Origin of the sequence: Pseudoduganella sp. GCM10020061 (assembly GCF_042683405.1) — a bacterium.
Lineage (GTDB): Bacteria > Pseudomonadota > Gammaproteobacteria > Burkholderiales > Burkholderiaceae_D > Telluria.
The window spans coordinates 693,530-707,879 of record NZ_JBHUJS010000002.1 but is presented as its reverse complement, the minus strand read 5'-3'; the positions used below and the strand labels follow the sequence as shown (position 1 = coordinate 707,879).

Below are 14,350 nucleotides of genomic sequence, written 5' to 3'. Positions count from 1 at the left end.
GTCCCCAGCTTTTTTAGCTGGAACCGCCAGGACAGCCGGATCGGCGGCTCACATGGGCGGGCCGAACTTGCCGGCCTGGTAGTCGTCGATGGCCTGGACGATCTCCTCGCGCGTATTCATGACAAACGGGCCGTGCGCCACGACCGGCTCGCCCAGCGGCGCGGCGTGCCCCACCAGCACCAGCGCGCGGTCCACCGCGGACAGGTGGAGCGTGTCGCCGTCTTCCAGCTCGACCAGGTTGTATTGCGGCGCCAGCTGTCCCGCGATCGAGACCGTCCCGCGCACCACATACAGGAACACGCTGCGCCCCTCCAGGCCGTGGAACCACGCCGATCCGGCAGGCTCGAACTCCACCACCGCCATGAACATGTCCAGCAGCGGATGCACCGGCCCGCGGTGTCCCTCCCATTCGCCGGCGATCAGCCTGACAGTCGCGCCGGCCGCCGGGTGCGCTGGAATCTCGCCGCCCTGCAGGCCCACGTAGGCCGGCGCGGTCATCTTCAGGCGCGCGGGCAGGTTGACCCACAACTGCAGGATTTCGAGCGCGCCGCCGTGCTCCAGGAATTCGGGCGGCGAGATCTCGGCGTGGATGATCCCGCGCCCGGCCGTCATCCACTGGACCCCGCCCGCGCCGATCACGCTGGCGTGCCCGGCGCTGTCCTTGTGCATCAGCGAGCCTTCGAGGATGAAGGTGACGGTCTCGAAACCGCGGTGCGGGTGCGGCCCGAACGGCAGACCGCGGTTGCTCGGAGGGTAAGTCTGCGGGCCATGGTGGTTCAGGAACAGGAAAGGATCGAGCTGCGCGATCTGCGGCCCGGGCAGGGGCCGGCGCGTGCCGAGGTCGCCGATATCGTCGCGGTAGGCAGCATGCAGCCGCCGGATGGTCCTGTCGCTCATGTGTGATCTCCCTGTCATCGCCACGATACCCGATGCCGCCGGCGCGGGCCACACGCATGGGCTGCTGGAAACTAGTCTAACGGCAATTTCCGTTGATCAAATAACATCGAAAACCGGGTCGCACCGTTGACTTTGCGGGTAATGCACGTGTAGGCGCTCGCCTTGTCGGGTCTGTCGAATTTGTCTAACTAAGTCGTAGGTCTACGCCTACGCATGGTTACACACCAGTTATCGAAAGCGCCGATTCCCTTGGCGCAGCCATCCTGAATTTTCATTCTGTTATTTTTGTTTGTGTACTGCTAGTTACAAATTCCTGAGAAGAAATGGATTGTCAGAAATACCTCGAAAAACCCTCTGATAGCATCGTTGCTGGTGTCCCCGAAACGGTGACATGAGCGTTTCTTCAACGAATATTTCCCATGCATAGTCTCGACCTGAACAAGCCCGACGGGCGCAAACTGACGTTGTACAGCAACCGCCCCATCGAGGGCACGATCGTTGCGCCCAGTCCGTTTGCGGAGCCGCAAGGCGCGAATCCGCACCTGCGCTGGCACCCCATGCGCGGCGAGTGGGTCGCCTATGCGGCCTACCGCCAGAACCGCACCTTCCAGCCGCCGCCTGAGTACAACCCGCTGGCGCCGATGGTCGATCCGGCCAACCCGACCGAGCTGCCGCCGGGCGACTATGAAGTGGCGGTGTTCGAGAACCGCTTCCCGACGCTGACGCTCGAATCGCACAGCCCGCCCACGCTGGACGTGCCCACCGCGGCCGGGGAGGGCATCTGCGAAGTCGTGGTGTTTACCCAGGATCCGCTGGCGTCGCTGGCCGGCCTGCCGCTGTCGCGCATCGAGCTGCTGCTGCAGGTGTGGGGCGACCGTACCGCGCGCGCCGCGCGCAATCCGCAGATCCGCTACGTGCTGCCGTTCGAGAACCGCGGCGCGGAAGTCGGCGTCACGCTGCACCATCCGCACGGCCAGCTGTACGCCTATCCGTTCGTCCCGCCGGTGCCGGCGCGCATGCTGGAGCAGGAGGCCGCGCACTTCGCCAGCCACCGCCAGAACCTGCTGTGCCAGATGGTGCAGGCCGAGATCGCCAACGGCGAGCGGCTGCTGTACCGCGGCGAGCACGCGGTCGCCTTCGTCCCGCCATGCGCGCGCTATCCGTACGAGGTGTGGGTGACTCCGATCGCGCCGACCCCCGATTTCAATGCGCTCACGCCCGAGGCCCGGGCCGACCTGGCGCGCGCGCTCAAGACCGTGCTGCTGAAGTACGAAGGCCTGTGGCAGCGCCCGTTCCCCTACCTGATGACGTGGTACCAAGCGCCCCTGGACGGCCGCGCGCATCCCGAGACGCAGCTGCACGCGACCTTCTCGCCGCCATACCGATCGCGCGACCGCCTCAAGTACCTGGCCGGGACCGAGCTGGGCGCGGGCATGTTCGCGATGGACGTGCTGCCGGAAGCCACCGCTGCGCAGCTGCGCGAAGTCCATGTGGTGCTGGAGGAATCATGATTTCGCCGGAAACCTTCTTCGACGGCGCACCAGCCGTCAACGCGTCCGCGCCCGGCCGGGTCAACATGCTGGGCGAGCACACCGACTATAACGACGGCTTCATGCTGCCGGTGGCGACGCCGCAGCGCACCCTGGCCGCGGTCAAGCCGAGCGGCGACGACCACTTCCATTTCTATTCGAGCACTCTGGACGAGAGCGTCTCCTTCGGCCGCAAGTTCCATGCGCCGCAAGGCTTCGGCAGCTATATCGAAGGCTGCGTGCGGCTGATGGAGGAACACGGCGTGGACGTGCCGCCGCTGCGCGTGTATGTCAGCACCAACCTGCCGGTGGGCGCCGGCATGTCCAGCAGCGCCGCGCTGGAAGTGGCGGTGCTGCGCGCGATCCGCGAGCTGACCGGCGCCAACGTCGACGACGTGCTGCTGGCGCGCATGGCGCAGCAGGCCGAGATCCGCTTCGCCCACGTCAACTGCGGCATCATGGACCAGATGGCCTCCAGCATCGCCGACGAGGAGCACCTGCTGTTCATCGACGCGCGCACACTGGAACACCACCTGCTGCCGATGCCCGAAGGCGCCGAGCTGATCGTGATGGACAGCGGCGTGCCGCGCAAGCTCGCCGCCAGCAAGTACAACGAGCGCCGCGCCGAATGCAACGAGGCGGCGCGCATGCTCGGCGTGCAGGCGCTGCGCGACGTCACCGACCCCGATTCCGTCGAACGCCTGCCCACGCCGCTGCGCGAGCGCGCGCGCCACGTGGTGCGCGAAAACATGCGCGTGCTGGAAGCTGCGCGCGGGGTGTCGGCCGCACGCTTCGGCGAGCTGATGAACGCATCGCACGCCAGCCTGCGCGACGACTACGAAGTCTCGATCGAAGAGCTCGACGTGCTGTGCGCGCGCCTGCGCGAGCAGCCCGGCGTATATGGCGCACGGCTGACCGGCGCCGGATTTGGCGGGGCCGTCGTGGCCCTGTGCGAAAAGGGCAGGGCGCAGTCGGCGGCGCGCGAAGCGCTATTCCGCTACAACACCGCGCACCGCCAGGGCCGCATCCTGATCCCGGAAATGGCGGCAAACAATGGGGAAAGCACATGAGCAAGTTTGGTTATCCACGCCCGCAGCTGGTGCGCGACAATTGGCTGAGCCTTGACGGCAAATGGCGCTTTACCTTCGACCAGGGTGGCGTGTGCAAGGTGCCGGGCGACCAGCTGACCTGGACCCATGAGATCGAGGTGCCGTTCTGCCCCGAGTCGAAGATGTCCGGGATCGAGGATACGGGTTTCCACCCGCACTGCTGGTACGAACGCGAGTTCGAGCTGATGCCGCACGACGGCCGCACGCTGCTGCACTTCGGCGCGGTGGACTACTTCGCGCGGGTCTGGGTCAACGGCCAGCTGGTGGGCGAGCACGAGGGCGGGCACACTTCATTTACGATCGACATCTCGTGCGCGCTGGACGGCGCCGGCACGCAGACCGTGACCGTCTTCGTGGCCGACGATCCGCATGACCTGGCCAAGCCGCGCGGCAAGCAGGACTGGCTGCTCGAACCCCATTCGATCTGGTACCCGCGCACCACCGGCATCTGGCAGAGCGTGTGGGTGGAGCAGGTCTCCAACACCTATATCCAGACGCTGCGCTGGACCCCGATCTTCGAGACCTTCGAGATCGGCTGCGAGATCGTGGCGCCGGGCGACATCAAGGACGACCTGTTTGTGGAAGTGAAGATCTGGCACGGCAAGGAGCTGCTGTCGGACGACTATTACAAGCTGCTGAACAACGAGGCCAACCGCAAGATTGCGCTGTCCGACCCGGGCATCGACGATTCGCGCAACGAGCTGCTGTGGAGCCCGGAGCGGCCGACGCTGCTGGACGCGGAAGTCACGCTGCGCCACGGCGACAAGGTGCTCGACACCGTGCGCAGCTACACCGCGCTGCGCTCGATCTCGGTCAACCGCGACCGCATCATGCTCAACGGCCGTCCCTACCACTTGCGGCTGGTGCTGGACCAGGGCTACTGGCCGGACAGCTTCATGACCGCGCCCAACGACCACGCCTACAAGCACGACGTCGAGCTGGCCAAGGAGATGGGCTTCAACGGCGTGCGCAAGCACCAGAAGATCGAGTCGCCGCGCTATCTGTACTGGGCCGACAAGCTCGGACTGCTGGTGTGGGAAGAGATGCCGTCGTCATACCGCTTCACGCAGCGCGCGATCACGCGCATGGTGCGCGAATGGACCGAGGCCATTGAGCGCGACTACAGCCACCCGTGCGTGATCGTGCTGGTCGCCTTCAACGAGTCGTGGGGCGTGCCGAACCTGACGCTGACCCAGGCGCATCGCAACGCGGTCGAAGCCCTGTACCACCTGACCAAGACGCTGGATTCGACGCGCCCGGTGATCGGCAATGACGGCTGGGAAGCCTCGGCCACCGACATCCTCGGCATCCACGACTACGAGGGCGACCCGGAGCGGCTGCGCCAGCGCTACGAAACGTCCGAACACCGGGTGCTGTTCGACCAGCGCCGTCCGGGCGGGCGCATCCTGACGCTGGACGGTTTCCCGCACCGCGGCCAGCCGATCGTCCTGACCGAATTTGGCGGCGTCGCCTGCGACCTCGACGCGCCGCCCGACCAGCACACCTGGGGCTACTCGCGCACCCATACCGCCGAGAGCTTCCTGGAGCTGTACCGCCGCATGCTCGCCGTGGTCAACAACACCGCGATGTTTGCAGGCTTCTGCTACACCCAGTTTGCGGACACCTTCCAGGAGGCGAACGGCCTGCTCAAGGCGGACCGTAGCCCGAAGGTGCCACTGGAAATGATCAAGGCGGCGACACGCAACGCGCCGCCGGAGGGAGTGTTTAGACAAGAGTAAACAGCATCAACTACTTATAACTGTGAAGGCCCCCGGGGGCCACAATGAGGAAGAGATATGCCTACGATTATCGTGTTTTGCCACCTGCGCTGGGACTTCGTGTACCAGCGTCCCCAGCACCTCCTGAGCCGACTGGCGCAACACTACAACGTGCTTGTGGTCGAAGAGCCCATCTATCACGAGGGCGAGAGCTTCCTGAAGAAGCACAGTCCCGAGCCGAACATCACGATCTGCCAGCCGCATACGCAGGTGGCCGCGCATGGCTTCCACGACGACCAGATTCCCGTGCTGCGCCCGCTGCTGGCCGAACTGGTCCCGGACGACCACGACCCGATCGCCTGGTTCTACACCCCGATGGCGCTGCCGCTGCTGCCGGAACTTCACGCCGGCCTGGTGGTCTATGACTGCATGGACGAACTGGCCGCCTTCAAGAATTCGCCGAAGCAGCTGCTGCAGCGCGAAAGCGCACTGCTCAAAGTCGCCGACCTGGTGTTCACCGGCGGGCCGAGCCTGTACGAAGCGAAAAAGGAACGCCACGCCAACGCGCATTGCTTCCCGAGCAGCGTTGACGTTGCGCACTTTGAGAAGTCGCTCGACCGGTCGCTGCAGCACGAAGGCCAGCAGCACCTGCCGCATCCGCGCCTGGGCTTCTACGGCGTGATCGACGAGCGCTTCGATCCCGAGATCATCGCGGCAATGGCCGACGCGCATCCCGAATGGCAGATCGTGCTGGTCGGCCCGGTGGTCAAGATCGACCCGGCCAGCCTGCCGCAGCGCCCGAACGTCCACTACCTTGGCCAGCAGCCGTACTCGGCGCTGCCGGAGCTGCTGGCGGGCTGGGACGTGTGCCTGATGCCGTTTGCGCTCAACGAGTCGACCAAATTCATCAGCCCGACCAAGGTGCTGGAATACATGGCCGCCCAGCGCCCGATCGTCTCGACCCCGATTACCGACGTGGTCCGCCCCTATGGCGACATCGTCGCGATCGCGCACAGCCCGGCCGAATTTACCGCCGCCTGCGAGCGCGCGCTCGCCATGTCCCCGGCCGACAAGGAAAAGATGGCCGCGCGCATGCGCGAAATCGTTTCCGCAACCTCGTGGAACAAGACCGCACAACGAATGGTAGAACTGATGAAAAACACCACCCCGGCGCGCCAGCCAGCGCGCTTTACCACGCCCGCCGTCGCGGCGGAAGCGACCCTCGGCGGCAGCACCGCCAAAGTCAACCCGCTGCGTACCGCGTCGGCGCAGACGGCCCAACCGGTGCAGACCGCCATCATCGGCGCCGGCCCAACCGGCCTGTCGGCCGCCTACCACCTGGGCGAGAGCAGCGTGCTGATCGAACGTAACGCGACCGTCGGCGGCTGGTGCCGCTCGATCCGCGACAACGGCTTCACGTTCGACTACGCCGGCCACATCATGTTCTCGAACGACCCGTACGTGCTCAAGATGTACGACATCCTGCTGGGCAAGAACCTGCACTGGCAGAACCGTGAGGCGTGGGTGTATTCCAAGGACGTCTACACGCGCTACCCGTTCCAGGGCGCCTTGTACGGCCTGCCACCGAAGGTCATCACCGAATGCATCATGGGCGCGATCGAAGCGCGCTACGGCAGCGCCAGTGCGCCAGCGGCGCCGGCCAAGCCGGTCGAAGACTGCTGCGCCGACGGCACCGTGGAAATCGCCTCGGGCACGACCGCCACGCTGCCAGCTGCGAAAAAGCGCGAGCCGGCCAACTTCGAGGAATTCATCTACAAGGTCTGGGGCGCCGGCATCGCCAAGCACTTCGCGATCCCGTACAACCGCAAGCTGTGGAGCGTGCCGCTCACTGAAATGGAAACGTCCTGGCTGGGCGGGCGCGTGCCGCTGCCGAACCTGGAAGAGATCATTGAAGGCGCGCTCGAACCGGTCGGCAAGCCGATGGGTCCGAACGCACGCTTCGGCTATCCGCTGGAGGGTGGCTTCCAGGCGCTGATGGAAGGCTTCCTGCCGCACCTGAAGGGCAAGCTGCAGCTGGGCGTGGAAGTGGCGCAGGTGCTGCCGCGCGACCACATGATCGTCCTTGACGACGGTAGCCGGTACCGCTACGACAACCTGATCAGCACCATGCCGCTGCCGGAGCTGATCAAGCTGATCGGCGCCGAGGCGCCGGAGGAAGTGCGCGAAGCCGCGCGCGGCCTCAAGCACATCTCGGTCAAGTGCGTGAACCTTGGCGTCGCGCGCGAAAATATCACCGACAAGCACTGGGTGTACTACCCGGAAGAGACCATCTTCCACCGCATCTTCGTGCAGGGCAACGCCAGCCCGAAATGCAATCCGCCGGGCGGCTTTGGCCTGACCTGCGAGATCACCTACTCGCCGACGTACAAGCCGCTGCCGTGCGACGGGCAGGAGCTGATCGACCGCTGCATCGAGGACTGCAAGAAGGTCACCATGCTGCGCGAGGACGACAAGATCATCGCTGCGAACATCGTCGACATGCCGTACGCATACGTGGTGTACGACCACCAGCGTGCGCACAACGTGAAGACCATCCGCGACTGGCTGGCGCGCTACGACATCCTGCTGTCCGGCCGCTACAGCGAGTGGGAGTACTACAACTCCGACCACGCCTTTGTCGCGGGCAAGAAGGCAGCGGAAGACGTGCTGCGCCTGCGCGAAGCGGCTCGCGCCTCCGCGGCCGAGTAAGGCAGCACTGGGACCGTCCTTCCGGACGGCTCCGGCTTCCTTGCACGCGCATTCGAAAAAAGTGGGGACGTTCCTTCCGGGACCGTCCCCATTTATTTTGGGGGCGCAATATCCTGGCCACCCGAACAGCAAAAGCGTTTCCGCGACCAGGGGTATGCGGCGCGCCGCTGATCATGCAGGAAAAAGGAGGGGGTATAGGCAGGGCCAAGCCGGTGCACGAAAAAGGCAGGGGGTATGTCGCACCTGCCGCTGCCGCTTGACGGCGCGAACCGCGCGGCAGGACCGGGTCGGCGTGCTCTGCCTGTTGCGCGTTCGCGATGTATTCGGCAGCCGGCGCGGCTGCCTGGCGGACGGCTATCGCTGCTGGATCATGTTGTTCGACACGTGCACCCGGTCGCCGCTCTTGAACGTGGGCGCCGCTTCCTGCACGATCGATACCATGCTGCCATCGTCCATGCGCACGGTGACGCGGTGCACCTGGTCGCTGCCCGTCGCGGTGCGCGAGCTGCCGGCCTGCCCGGACGAGGACGATCCCATCGTCGCCGATTCGCGCGACATCGGCTCGATGCTGACAACGACCGCGTTGGGCGCCATCGCCATGTCCTGTCCCGTGCCGCCCGGCGCTGCCGTGCCGGCCTGCATGCCGCTGGCTCCCTGATCGGAGGAGGACTGGGTCGTGGAGGTGCTGGCCGTGGTGCTGCTCCGGCCCATGGTATCGGTGCCGGCCTGGTCCTTTTTCATGTGTTCGCATCCCGCCAGCGCCACCAGTGCGAGCGCCAATGGAAGCGCCCGGATTTGTGCAATCTTCATCTTGTTCTCCTGTCGTTAGTGACCCGTCTGGTGTTATACCTCCACCTGCCTGAGACTGGCGCGCGATGGGCGGGTTCCCGGATGGCGTGCGTGCCTTGTGCCAGATCAGCTCAACTGCACGCTTCTTCGCCCTTCGCGCTGCGTTTGAGCGCTATCAATAATTTCCCTGATGAATTGGCGAATAATGCTTCGTCGCTTAAGGAGGGTAAGAATGCTTAGCTGCAATACCATCATTGAAGATTTCATTGCCGCAAACCATTGGGAAGGGGAGGGAGAGAGGCACCGTTACGCCATGCGCCAGGTCCTGCACGCCCTGGTGCGCCAGGCCAAGAGCGAGCAGCTGGCCGAGATCCGCAAGAATGCGGAACGTGCGCTGCGCACCAACGGCAACTACGTGCGCGCGTCGCGCATCCGCCAGCTGCGGCGCGACGCCGGCGTCCACGCGCGTGCGCAGCTGGCCCAGCAGGAACTGCAGTTTGGCAGCCACTCGGACTGCGACTGCGACAGCCTTCCTTAAGCGCGCCGTCCGCGCATCAAGATGCAGCAGACGGCGGCGCAGGTGAGCGCCGCCGTCACATCGACCACCCAATCCATCAGTGCTCCGCGCCGGTAGGGCAGCAGGGTCTGGATGGCTTCGTCGAGCGCTCCCATGGCCGCCACGGTCAGGACCGCCTTGACCGCGCGCGCGGGCAGGCTTCCGTTCGCGCCCGTCAGCAGCAGGTAGGTGATGGTGGCGTAGGCCACCGAATGGAGCACGATGCCCGGCGCCACGTTGCCCATCTCGGCGCGTGCGCCGGGAATGGCGCCGCCCATGATGATCACGGCATAGGCAAGCCAGGCGCCGGCGTAGCGGAGGGTCTTGTAGTCAGGGGAAAACAGCCAGGCTCGAAGCAGGGACATCATGGGAATCGTCGGGTTTACGGAACCCGAACGATACCATGGGCAGGCTCAGATGGTCAGGGCGCAACGGCCGTTGGCGTAGCGCGCATCGAAGCACGCGTGGCAGTGCTCGCAGAACAGGTGGGCCAGGCGCACGGTCTCCTGGCGCAGGATGAGCTTGAGGTGCTGGCCGGCGCAGTGCGGGCAGGTTTCGCGCACGGTGCCGAACGACAGGAGCGGCAGCGACAGTGCCTGCGGCCGGTCGAATACGTCCGCCGGATCCAGCTCGCGCAGGAATAAGTGTTGCATGCCTTCATTCGCCCGGCGCTGCGGGTGGCTGGCGGCGTCCAGGTCCATTCTCGCGACATTCTGTTTTTCCATTTGTGGATACTCCTTCAATGGCCGAACGATCATCGTAAGCCTATCGCGCCCGGCATTCAAGCACGCGCGGCGGCACCAGGGATAAAAAAAAATGCCCGCTGCTTGGAGCGGGCAAAACCCAAGATCGGGCCAAGAGTCACTGCGTGCTACTGGGGAATTCGGGGGGAGCGGCGATCGGCCTTGACCGGACCGCCTGGCCGCCGCCGCGCAGATCGGTTGCGCGTACCGCGGATGAAAACCAGTATAGGGAGTGGATGTGACAGGGGTATGACGTACGTCAAACGTCTGCGGGTCGCGCGCGGAACTCGGCCGGCAGGCCCGCCGCGCCGTACTGCGCTTGCCTGCCGGCGGCCAGCGCCGGATAAAAAAAAGCCCGCTACGTGAGCGGGCTTAAAACTATTTCTTGGAGGAGAATAGTGGAGACAGGTGAGATTATGCTGTTTGCAATCATATTCGTCCAATGGATGTTTCCGATGACTGTCATAAACATTGGATATATCACCGCCCGGCCGGCGCGTACGGTTATTCCCGGACCGGCACCACGTAGTTGAGGCCAAGCCGGCCGCCGTCCACGGCCACCGTCTCGCCGGTCATGTACGAGGCATCGTCGCTGGCCAGGAACGCCACCACCGACGCCACTTCCTCCGGCTCGCCGCAGCGGCCGAGCGGGGTGCGCGACAGGATGGTATGCCGCGCTTCCGGGCTGCCCATCACGGCCTTCTTGGCCAGTTCGGTGAGGATGGTGCCAGGCGCCACGCCGTTGACGCGGATGCCGTGCGCGGCCAGCGCGATCGACGCCACGCGGGTCAGCTGGTTCACGCCGCCCTTGGACACCACGTAGGGCACCTGGTTGGGGATCGCCAGCGTCGCGTTCACGCTCGACATGTTGATGATCGAGCCCGAGCCCTGCTTCGCCATGTGGCGCGCCGCCGCCTGGCTGCACAGGAACATGGATTTCAGGTTCACACCGAGCACGCGGTCGAAGTCTTCTTCGGCCAGGTCGAGGAAGTCCGCGGCGTGCGTCACGCCGGCGTTGTTGACCAGGATGTCGATGCGGCCGAATTCGCGCACGGTCTGTTCGACCAGCGCATCCACGTCCGCCTTCTTGCTCACGTCCGCTGCGCAGAAGCGCGCCTTCTCGCCCAGCGATGCAGCGACCTCTGCGCCTTCGGGCTTGACGTCGGCGAGCATCACGCTCGCGCCTTCCGCCAGCAGGCGTTGCGCGCACGCGAGGCCGATGCCCTGCGTCGCGCCGGTGACGATCGCTACCTTGTTTGCTAATTTCATGCTCTGTCTTTCGTTGTGGTTCACCATGGCGATTTTAACCAGAGCAGCCCGCGGCGGGGCAAAATCAGATCATGACCGGCTGGTCGGGCAGTTCGTTGACGTCCGGCCCGCGGCTGCCGTCGGCAGGAAAGTGCTGGCGCAGCAGCGCGTTGACCTGTGCAATGGCAGCCAGCGTGCTGCGGCCGTAGTCGCCCTGGCGGAAGCCCTGCGTCATGGTGTCGCAGATGGCCTGCCATTGCGCATGTTCGACCTTGCGGTTGATCGCGCGGTCGGCCACGATCTCTACCTTGCGGTCGGCCAGGTTCACGTACACCAGCACGCCGCAGTTGTCCTCGGTGTCCCAGATGCCGTGTTCGGCGAACAGGTCGAGCGCGCGCTCGCGGTCCGTGACGCCGTCCCAGATCAATTCGCCGGGCAGCGCCGCTTCCACGATCAGGCGCACTTCGCCGCGATGCGTAGCTTCGCCTTCCGCGATCGCGGCCGTGATCAGGTCGAGCACGTTTTGCGGGAACAGCTTTTCGCCCGGGCCGATGCCCGATTGCAGATGCCGCAAGCGGCGCGCCAGCTTGTCCTTGAACCCAGCCATGTCACCAGTCTCCCGAGGCGCCGCCGCCGTCAAATGTACCTCCGCCGCCCGAGAAGCCTCCGCCGCCGCCCGAGAAGCCGCCTCCGCCGCCAAGCCCGCCGAATCCTCCATGGTGGCCGCGGCTGGTCATCGCGCCGATCGCATTGCCGAGGATGAAGCCGGTGGCGCCGGAGCTCCAGCCGCCACGGCGCACGCGCCCGCGCCGTCCGCCGCGCGAGCGCAGGATCGACATCGCGATCAGCACGCCGAACAGGATGAAGGGCCACGACGGGCCGCCGTCGCTCTCCACCGCCGCGCGTTCGGCTTCGCGGGCGGGGGCGGGCAGCTGTTCCTGGCGCAGCAGCGCCGCGATCGCGGACACGCCCGCGACCATGCCGTCGTAGTACTGGCTCTGGCGGAAATGGGGCGCGATCACGTCTTGCAGGATGCGCTTGGACTGGGCGTCGGTCAGCACGCCTTGCACGCCGCGGCCGGCCTCGATGCGCAGCCGGCGCAGGCTGCTCGGATTATCCTTGGCGACCATCAGCAGGACGCCGTCGTCGATGCCCTTGCGGCCCAGCTTCCATGCCTCGACCACGCGGATGCTGTACTGCTCGATCGCTTCCGGCTCGGTCTTGGAGACGGTCAGGATCACGATCTGGTTGCCGGTCTGCTTTTCATAGTCGGCCAGCACCGTTTCCAGCTGCGTGCGCTGGGCGGGCGTGAGCATCGACGCGTTGTCGTTCACGCGGCCCTTCAGTTCGGGCACCGGGACCAGCTGCTGTGCGGATGCCGCGCCCATCCAGAGCGCGAACACCGCCAGCAGCAGCACACGCAGCATCGGCATCGCTTACTTCTTCTCGCCGCCGAAATCGACGGTCGGCGCGGTCGAAATCGCCTTTTCGTTCTCCACCGTGAACGAAGGGCGCACGTCGTAGCCGAAGATCATGGCGGTCAGGTTGGTCGGGAATTTGCGGACCGAGACGTTGTAGTCCTGGACCGCCGCGATGTAGCGCGCACGCGCCACGGTGATGCGGTTCTCGGTGCCCTCCAGCTGCGACTGCAGGTCGCGGAAGCTGGTGTCCGCTTTCAGGTCCGGATAGCGCTCGGAGACCGCCATCAGTCGCGACAGGGCGCTCGACAGCTCGCCCTGCACCTGCTGGAACTGCTGGAACGCCTGCGGGTTGTTGAGCACTTCCGGCGTGATCTGGAAGCTGGTTGCCTTGGCACGCGCGGCGGTCACCGCCTCCAGCGTTTCGCGCTCGTGCGAAGCGTAGCCCTTCACCGTGTTCACGAGGTTGGGAATCAGGTCAGCGCGGCGCTGGTACTGGTTGACCACTTCGCCCCACGCGGCTTTGACACCCTCATCCTTTTCCTGGAAGGTGTTGTAGCCGCAGCCCGACAGCAGCGAGCCGAACAGGGACAGGGCGAGCATCAGGCGAATCCAGCGGGCGTATACCGAATTGGTCATGGCGGTTCCATCAGAAAGTTGTCTTGATATCAAAATATACCTCAAATCGACCGGTGCATGCGCTTCGCGATCCCGGCGCGGGCCGGGTGCGCACGCCCCATGGATTCCGGCCCGCGCTGGGACGACGGGGCAGCTCTTGTTACAATGGCAGGTTCTTAACCAGGGAGGGCGCAGCCGTGAATTTCATCAACAAGCTATCCGCGGCATGGACCGCCAACCGCTCGCTGCTGTGCGTCGGCCTCGATCCGGACCTGGCCAAAATGCCGGCGGGGCTGCAGGATGCGCACGGCATCGTCACGTTCTGCAAGGCGATCGTGGACGCGACCGCGGACGTGGCCTGCGCGTTCAAGCCGCAGGTGGCCTACTTCGCCGCGCTGGGCGCCGAGCACCAGCTGGAGCAGGTCTGCGACTACATCCGCACCAAATATCCGTCGATCCCGCTGGTGCTGGACGCCAAGCGCGGTGACATCGGCGCCACCGCGCACCAGTATGCGCGCGAAGCATTCGACCGCTATGGCGCGGACGCGGTCACCGTCAACCCTTACATGGGCTTCGATTCGGTCGAGCCTTACCTGGAGTGGCCGGACCGCGGCGTGATCGTCCTGTGCCGCACGTCCAACCCGGGCGGCTCCGACCTGCAGTTCCTGGACGTGGGCGGCAAGCCGCTGTACCAGCATGTCGCTCAGCTGGTGGCGCAGAAGTGGAACCGGAACGGGCAGTGCGCGCTGGTGGTGGGCGCCACCTTCCCGGAAGAGCTGCGCCAGGTGCGCGCGATCGTCGGCGACATGCCGCTGCTGGTGCCCGGTGTGGGCGCGCAGGGTGGGGATGTGCAGGCCACCGTCACCGCCGGCAAGACCGCCGACGGCACGGGCATGATGATCAATTCGTCGCGCGCGATCCTGTACGCGTTGCCGAACCACGGCGAGGACTTTGCTGCGGCCGCGCGCCGCGTCGCGATCCAGACCCGCGACGAAATCAACCGCTACCGCTAGGCC

The 14,350-nt window shown here is 65.6% G+C and carries 14 protein-coding genes; 6 read left to right on the top strand and 8 right to left on the bottom strand.

The annotated features are described in order from the left end of the window. Nucleotides 1-48: 48 nt before the first annotated feature. Nucleotides 49-897, bottom strand: a complete 849-nt coding sequence (locus tag ACFSQR_RS07035; RefSeq protein WP_377728941.1) for a pirin family protein — start codon at nt 895-897, stop codon at nt 49-51. Between the two features lie 419 nt (nt 898-1,316). On the opposite strand from ACFSQR_RS07035, the gene galT reads away from it, so the two are divergent. The 4 genes from galT to ACFSQR_RS07015 are packed head-to-tail and all read left to right on the top strand — an operon-like array spanning nt 1,317 to nt 7,962. After that, nucleotides 1,317-2,408, top strand: coding sequence for a galactose-1-phosphate uridylyltransferase (gene galT / locus ACFSQR_RS07030; protein ID WP_377728940.1), 1,092 nt, complete (start codon nt 1,317-1,319; stop codon nt 2,406-2,408). Further along, complete coding sequence (galK, locus tag ACFSQR_RS07025) at nt 2,405-3,496, top strand: galactokinase (protein ID WP_377728939.1); 1,092 nt, start codon at nt 2,405-2,407, stop codon at nt 3,494-3,496. Before galT ends, galK begins: the two co-directional genes overlap by 4 nt. Beyond that, entirely contained in the window at nt 3,493-5,274 is a 1,782-nt protein-coding gene (locus ACFSQR_RS07020; protein WP_377728938.1) for a glycoside hydrolase family 2 protein, read from the top strand. The genes galK and ACFSQR_RS07020 overlap by 4 nt, the downstream gene beginning before the upstream one ends. Nucleotides 5,275-5,331: 57 nt before the next feature. Next, nucleotides 5,332-7,962, top strand: coding sequence for an NAD(P)-binding protein (locus ACFSQR_RS07015; protein ID WP_377728937.1), 2,631 nt, complete (start codon nt 5,332-5,334; stop codon nt 7,960-7,962). Nucleotides 7,963-8,316: 354 nt separating this feature from the next. On the opposite strand, the gene ACFSQR_RS07010 is transcribed toward ACFSQR_RS07015, so the two are convergent. Beyond that, complete coding sequence (locus tag ACFSQR_RS07010) at nt 8,317-8,772, bottom strand: hypothetical protein (RefSeq protein WP_377728935.1); 456 nt, start codon at nt 8,770-8,772, stop codon at nt 8,317-8,319. A 211-nt stretch (nt 8,773-8,983) separates the two neighbouring features. Here ACFSQR_RS07010 and ACFSQR_RS07005 point away from each other — a divergent pair, with 211 nt between their 5' ends. Continuing rightward, entirely contained in the window at nt 8,984-9,289 is a 306-nt protein-coding gene (locus tag ACFSQR_RS07005; protein WP_377728934.1) for a hypothetical protein, read from the top strand. Here the strand turns inward: ACFSQR_RS07005 and ACFSQR_RS07000 are convergent. From ACFSQR_RS07000 to ACFSQR_RS06975, 6 genes are all read right to left on the bottom strand, one after another. Beyond that, the gene (locus ACFSQR_RS07000) at nt 9,286-9,675 is read right to left on the bottom strand and encodes a VanZ family protein (RefSeq protein ID WP_377728933.1); all 390 of its coding nucleotides are present in this window, start codon (nt 9,673-9,675) and stop codon (nt 9,286-9,288) included. The genes ACFSQR_RS07005 and ACFSQR_RS07000 overlap by 4 nt on opposite strands. A gap of 45 nt (nt 9,676-9,720) precedes the next feature. Beyond that, nucleotides 9,721-10,032 (bottom strand): hypothetical protein, encoded by a 312-nt coding sequence (locus tag ACFSQR_RS06995; RefSeq protein WP_377728932.1) that lies wholly within the window; start codon nt 10,030-10,032, stop codon nt 9,721-9,723. Nucleotides 10,033-10,554: 522 nt separating this feature from the next. Next, nucleotides 10,555-11,319: an SDR family NAD(P)-dependent oxidoreductase gene (locus tag ACFSQR_RS06990; protein WP_377728931.1), complete on the bottom strand. Its 765-nt coding sequence runs from the start codon at nt 11,317-11,319 to the stop codon at nt 10,555-10,557. Between the two features lie 64 nt (nt 11,320-11,383). After that, complete coding sequence (locus ACFSQR_RS06985) at nt 11,384-11,905, bottom strand: TPM domain-containing protein (protein ID WP_377728930.1); 522 nt, start codon at nt 11,903-11,905, stop codon at nt 11,384-11,386. 1 nt (nt 11,906) lies between these two features. Further along, complete coding sequence (locus tag ACFSQR_RS06980) at nt 11,907-12,731, bottom strand: TPM domain-containing protein (protein WP_377728929.1); 825 nt, start codon at nt 12,729-12,731, stop codon at nt 11,907-11,909. Between the two features lie 3 nt (nt 12,732-12,734). After that, entirely contained in the window at nt 12,735-13,319 is a 585-nt protein-coding gene (locus ACFSQR_RS06975) for a LemA family protein (RefSeq protein WP_377729036.1), read from the bottom strand. 212 nt (nt 13,320-13,531) lie between these two features. Here ACFSQR_RS06975 and pyrF point away from each other — a divergent pair, with 212 nt between their 5' ends. Beyond that, nucleotides 13,532-14,347, top strand: a complete 816-nt coding sequence (gene pyrF, locus ACFSQR_RS06970; RefSeq protein ID WP_377728928.1) for an orotidine-5'-phosphate decarboxylase — start codon at nt 13,532-13,534, stop codon at nt 14,345-14,347. The last annotated feature ends 3 nt before the right edge of the window (nt 14,348-14,350 follow it).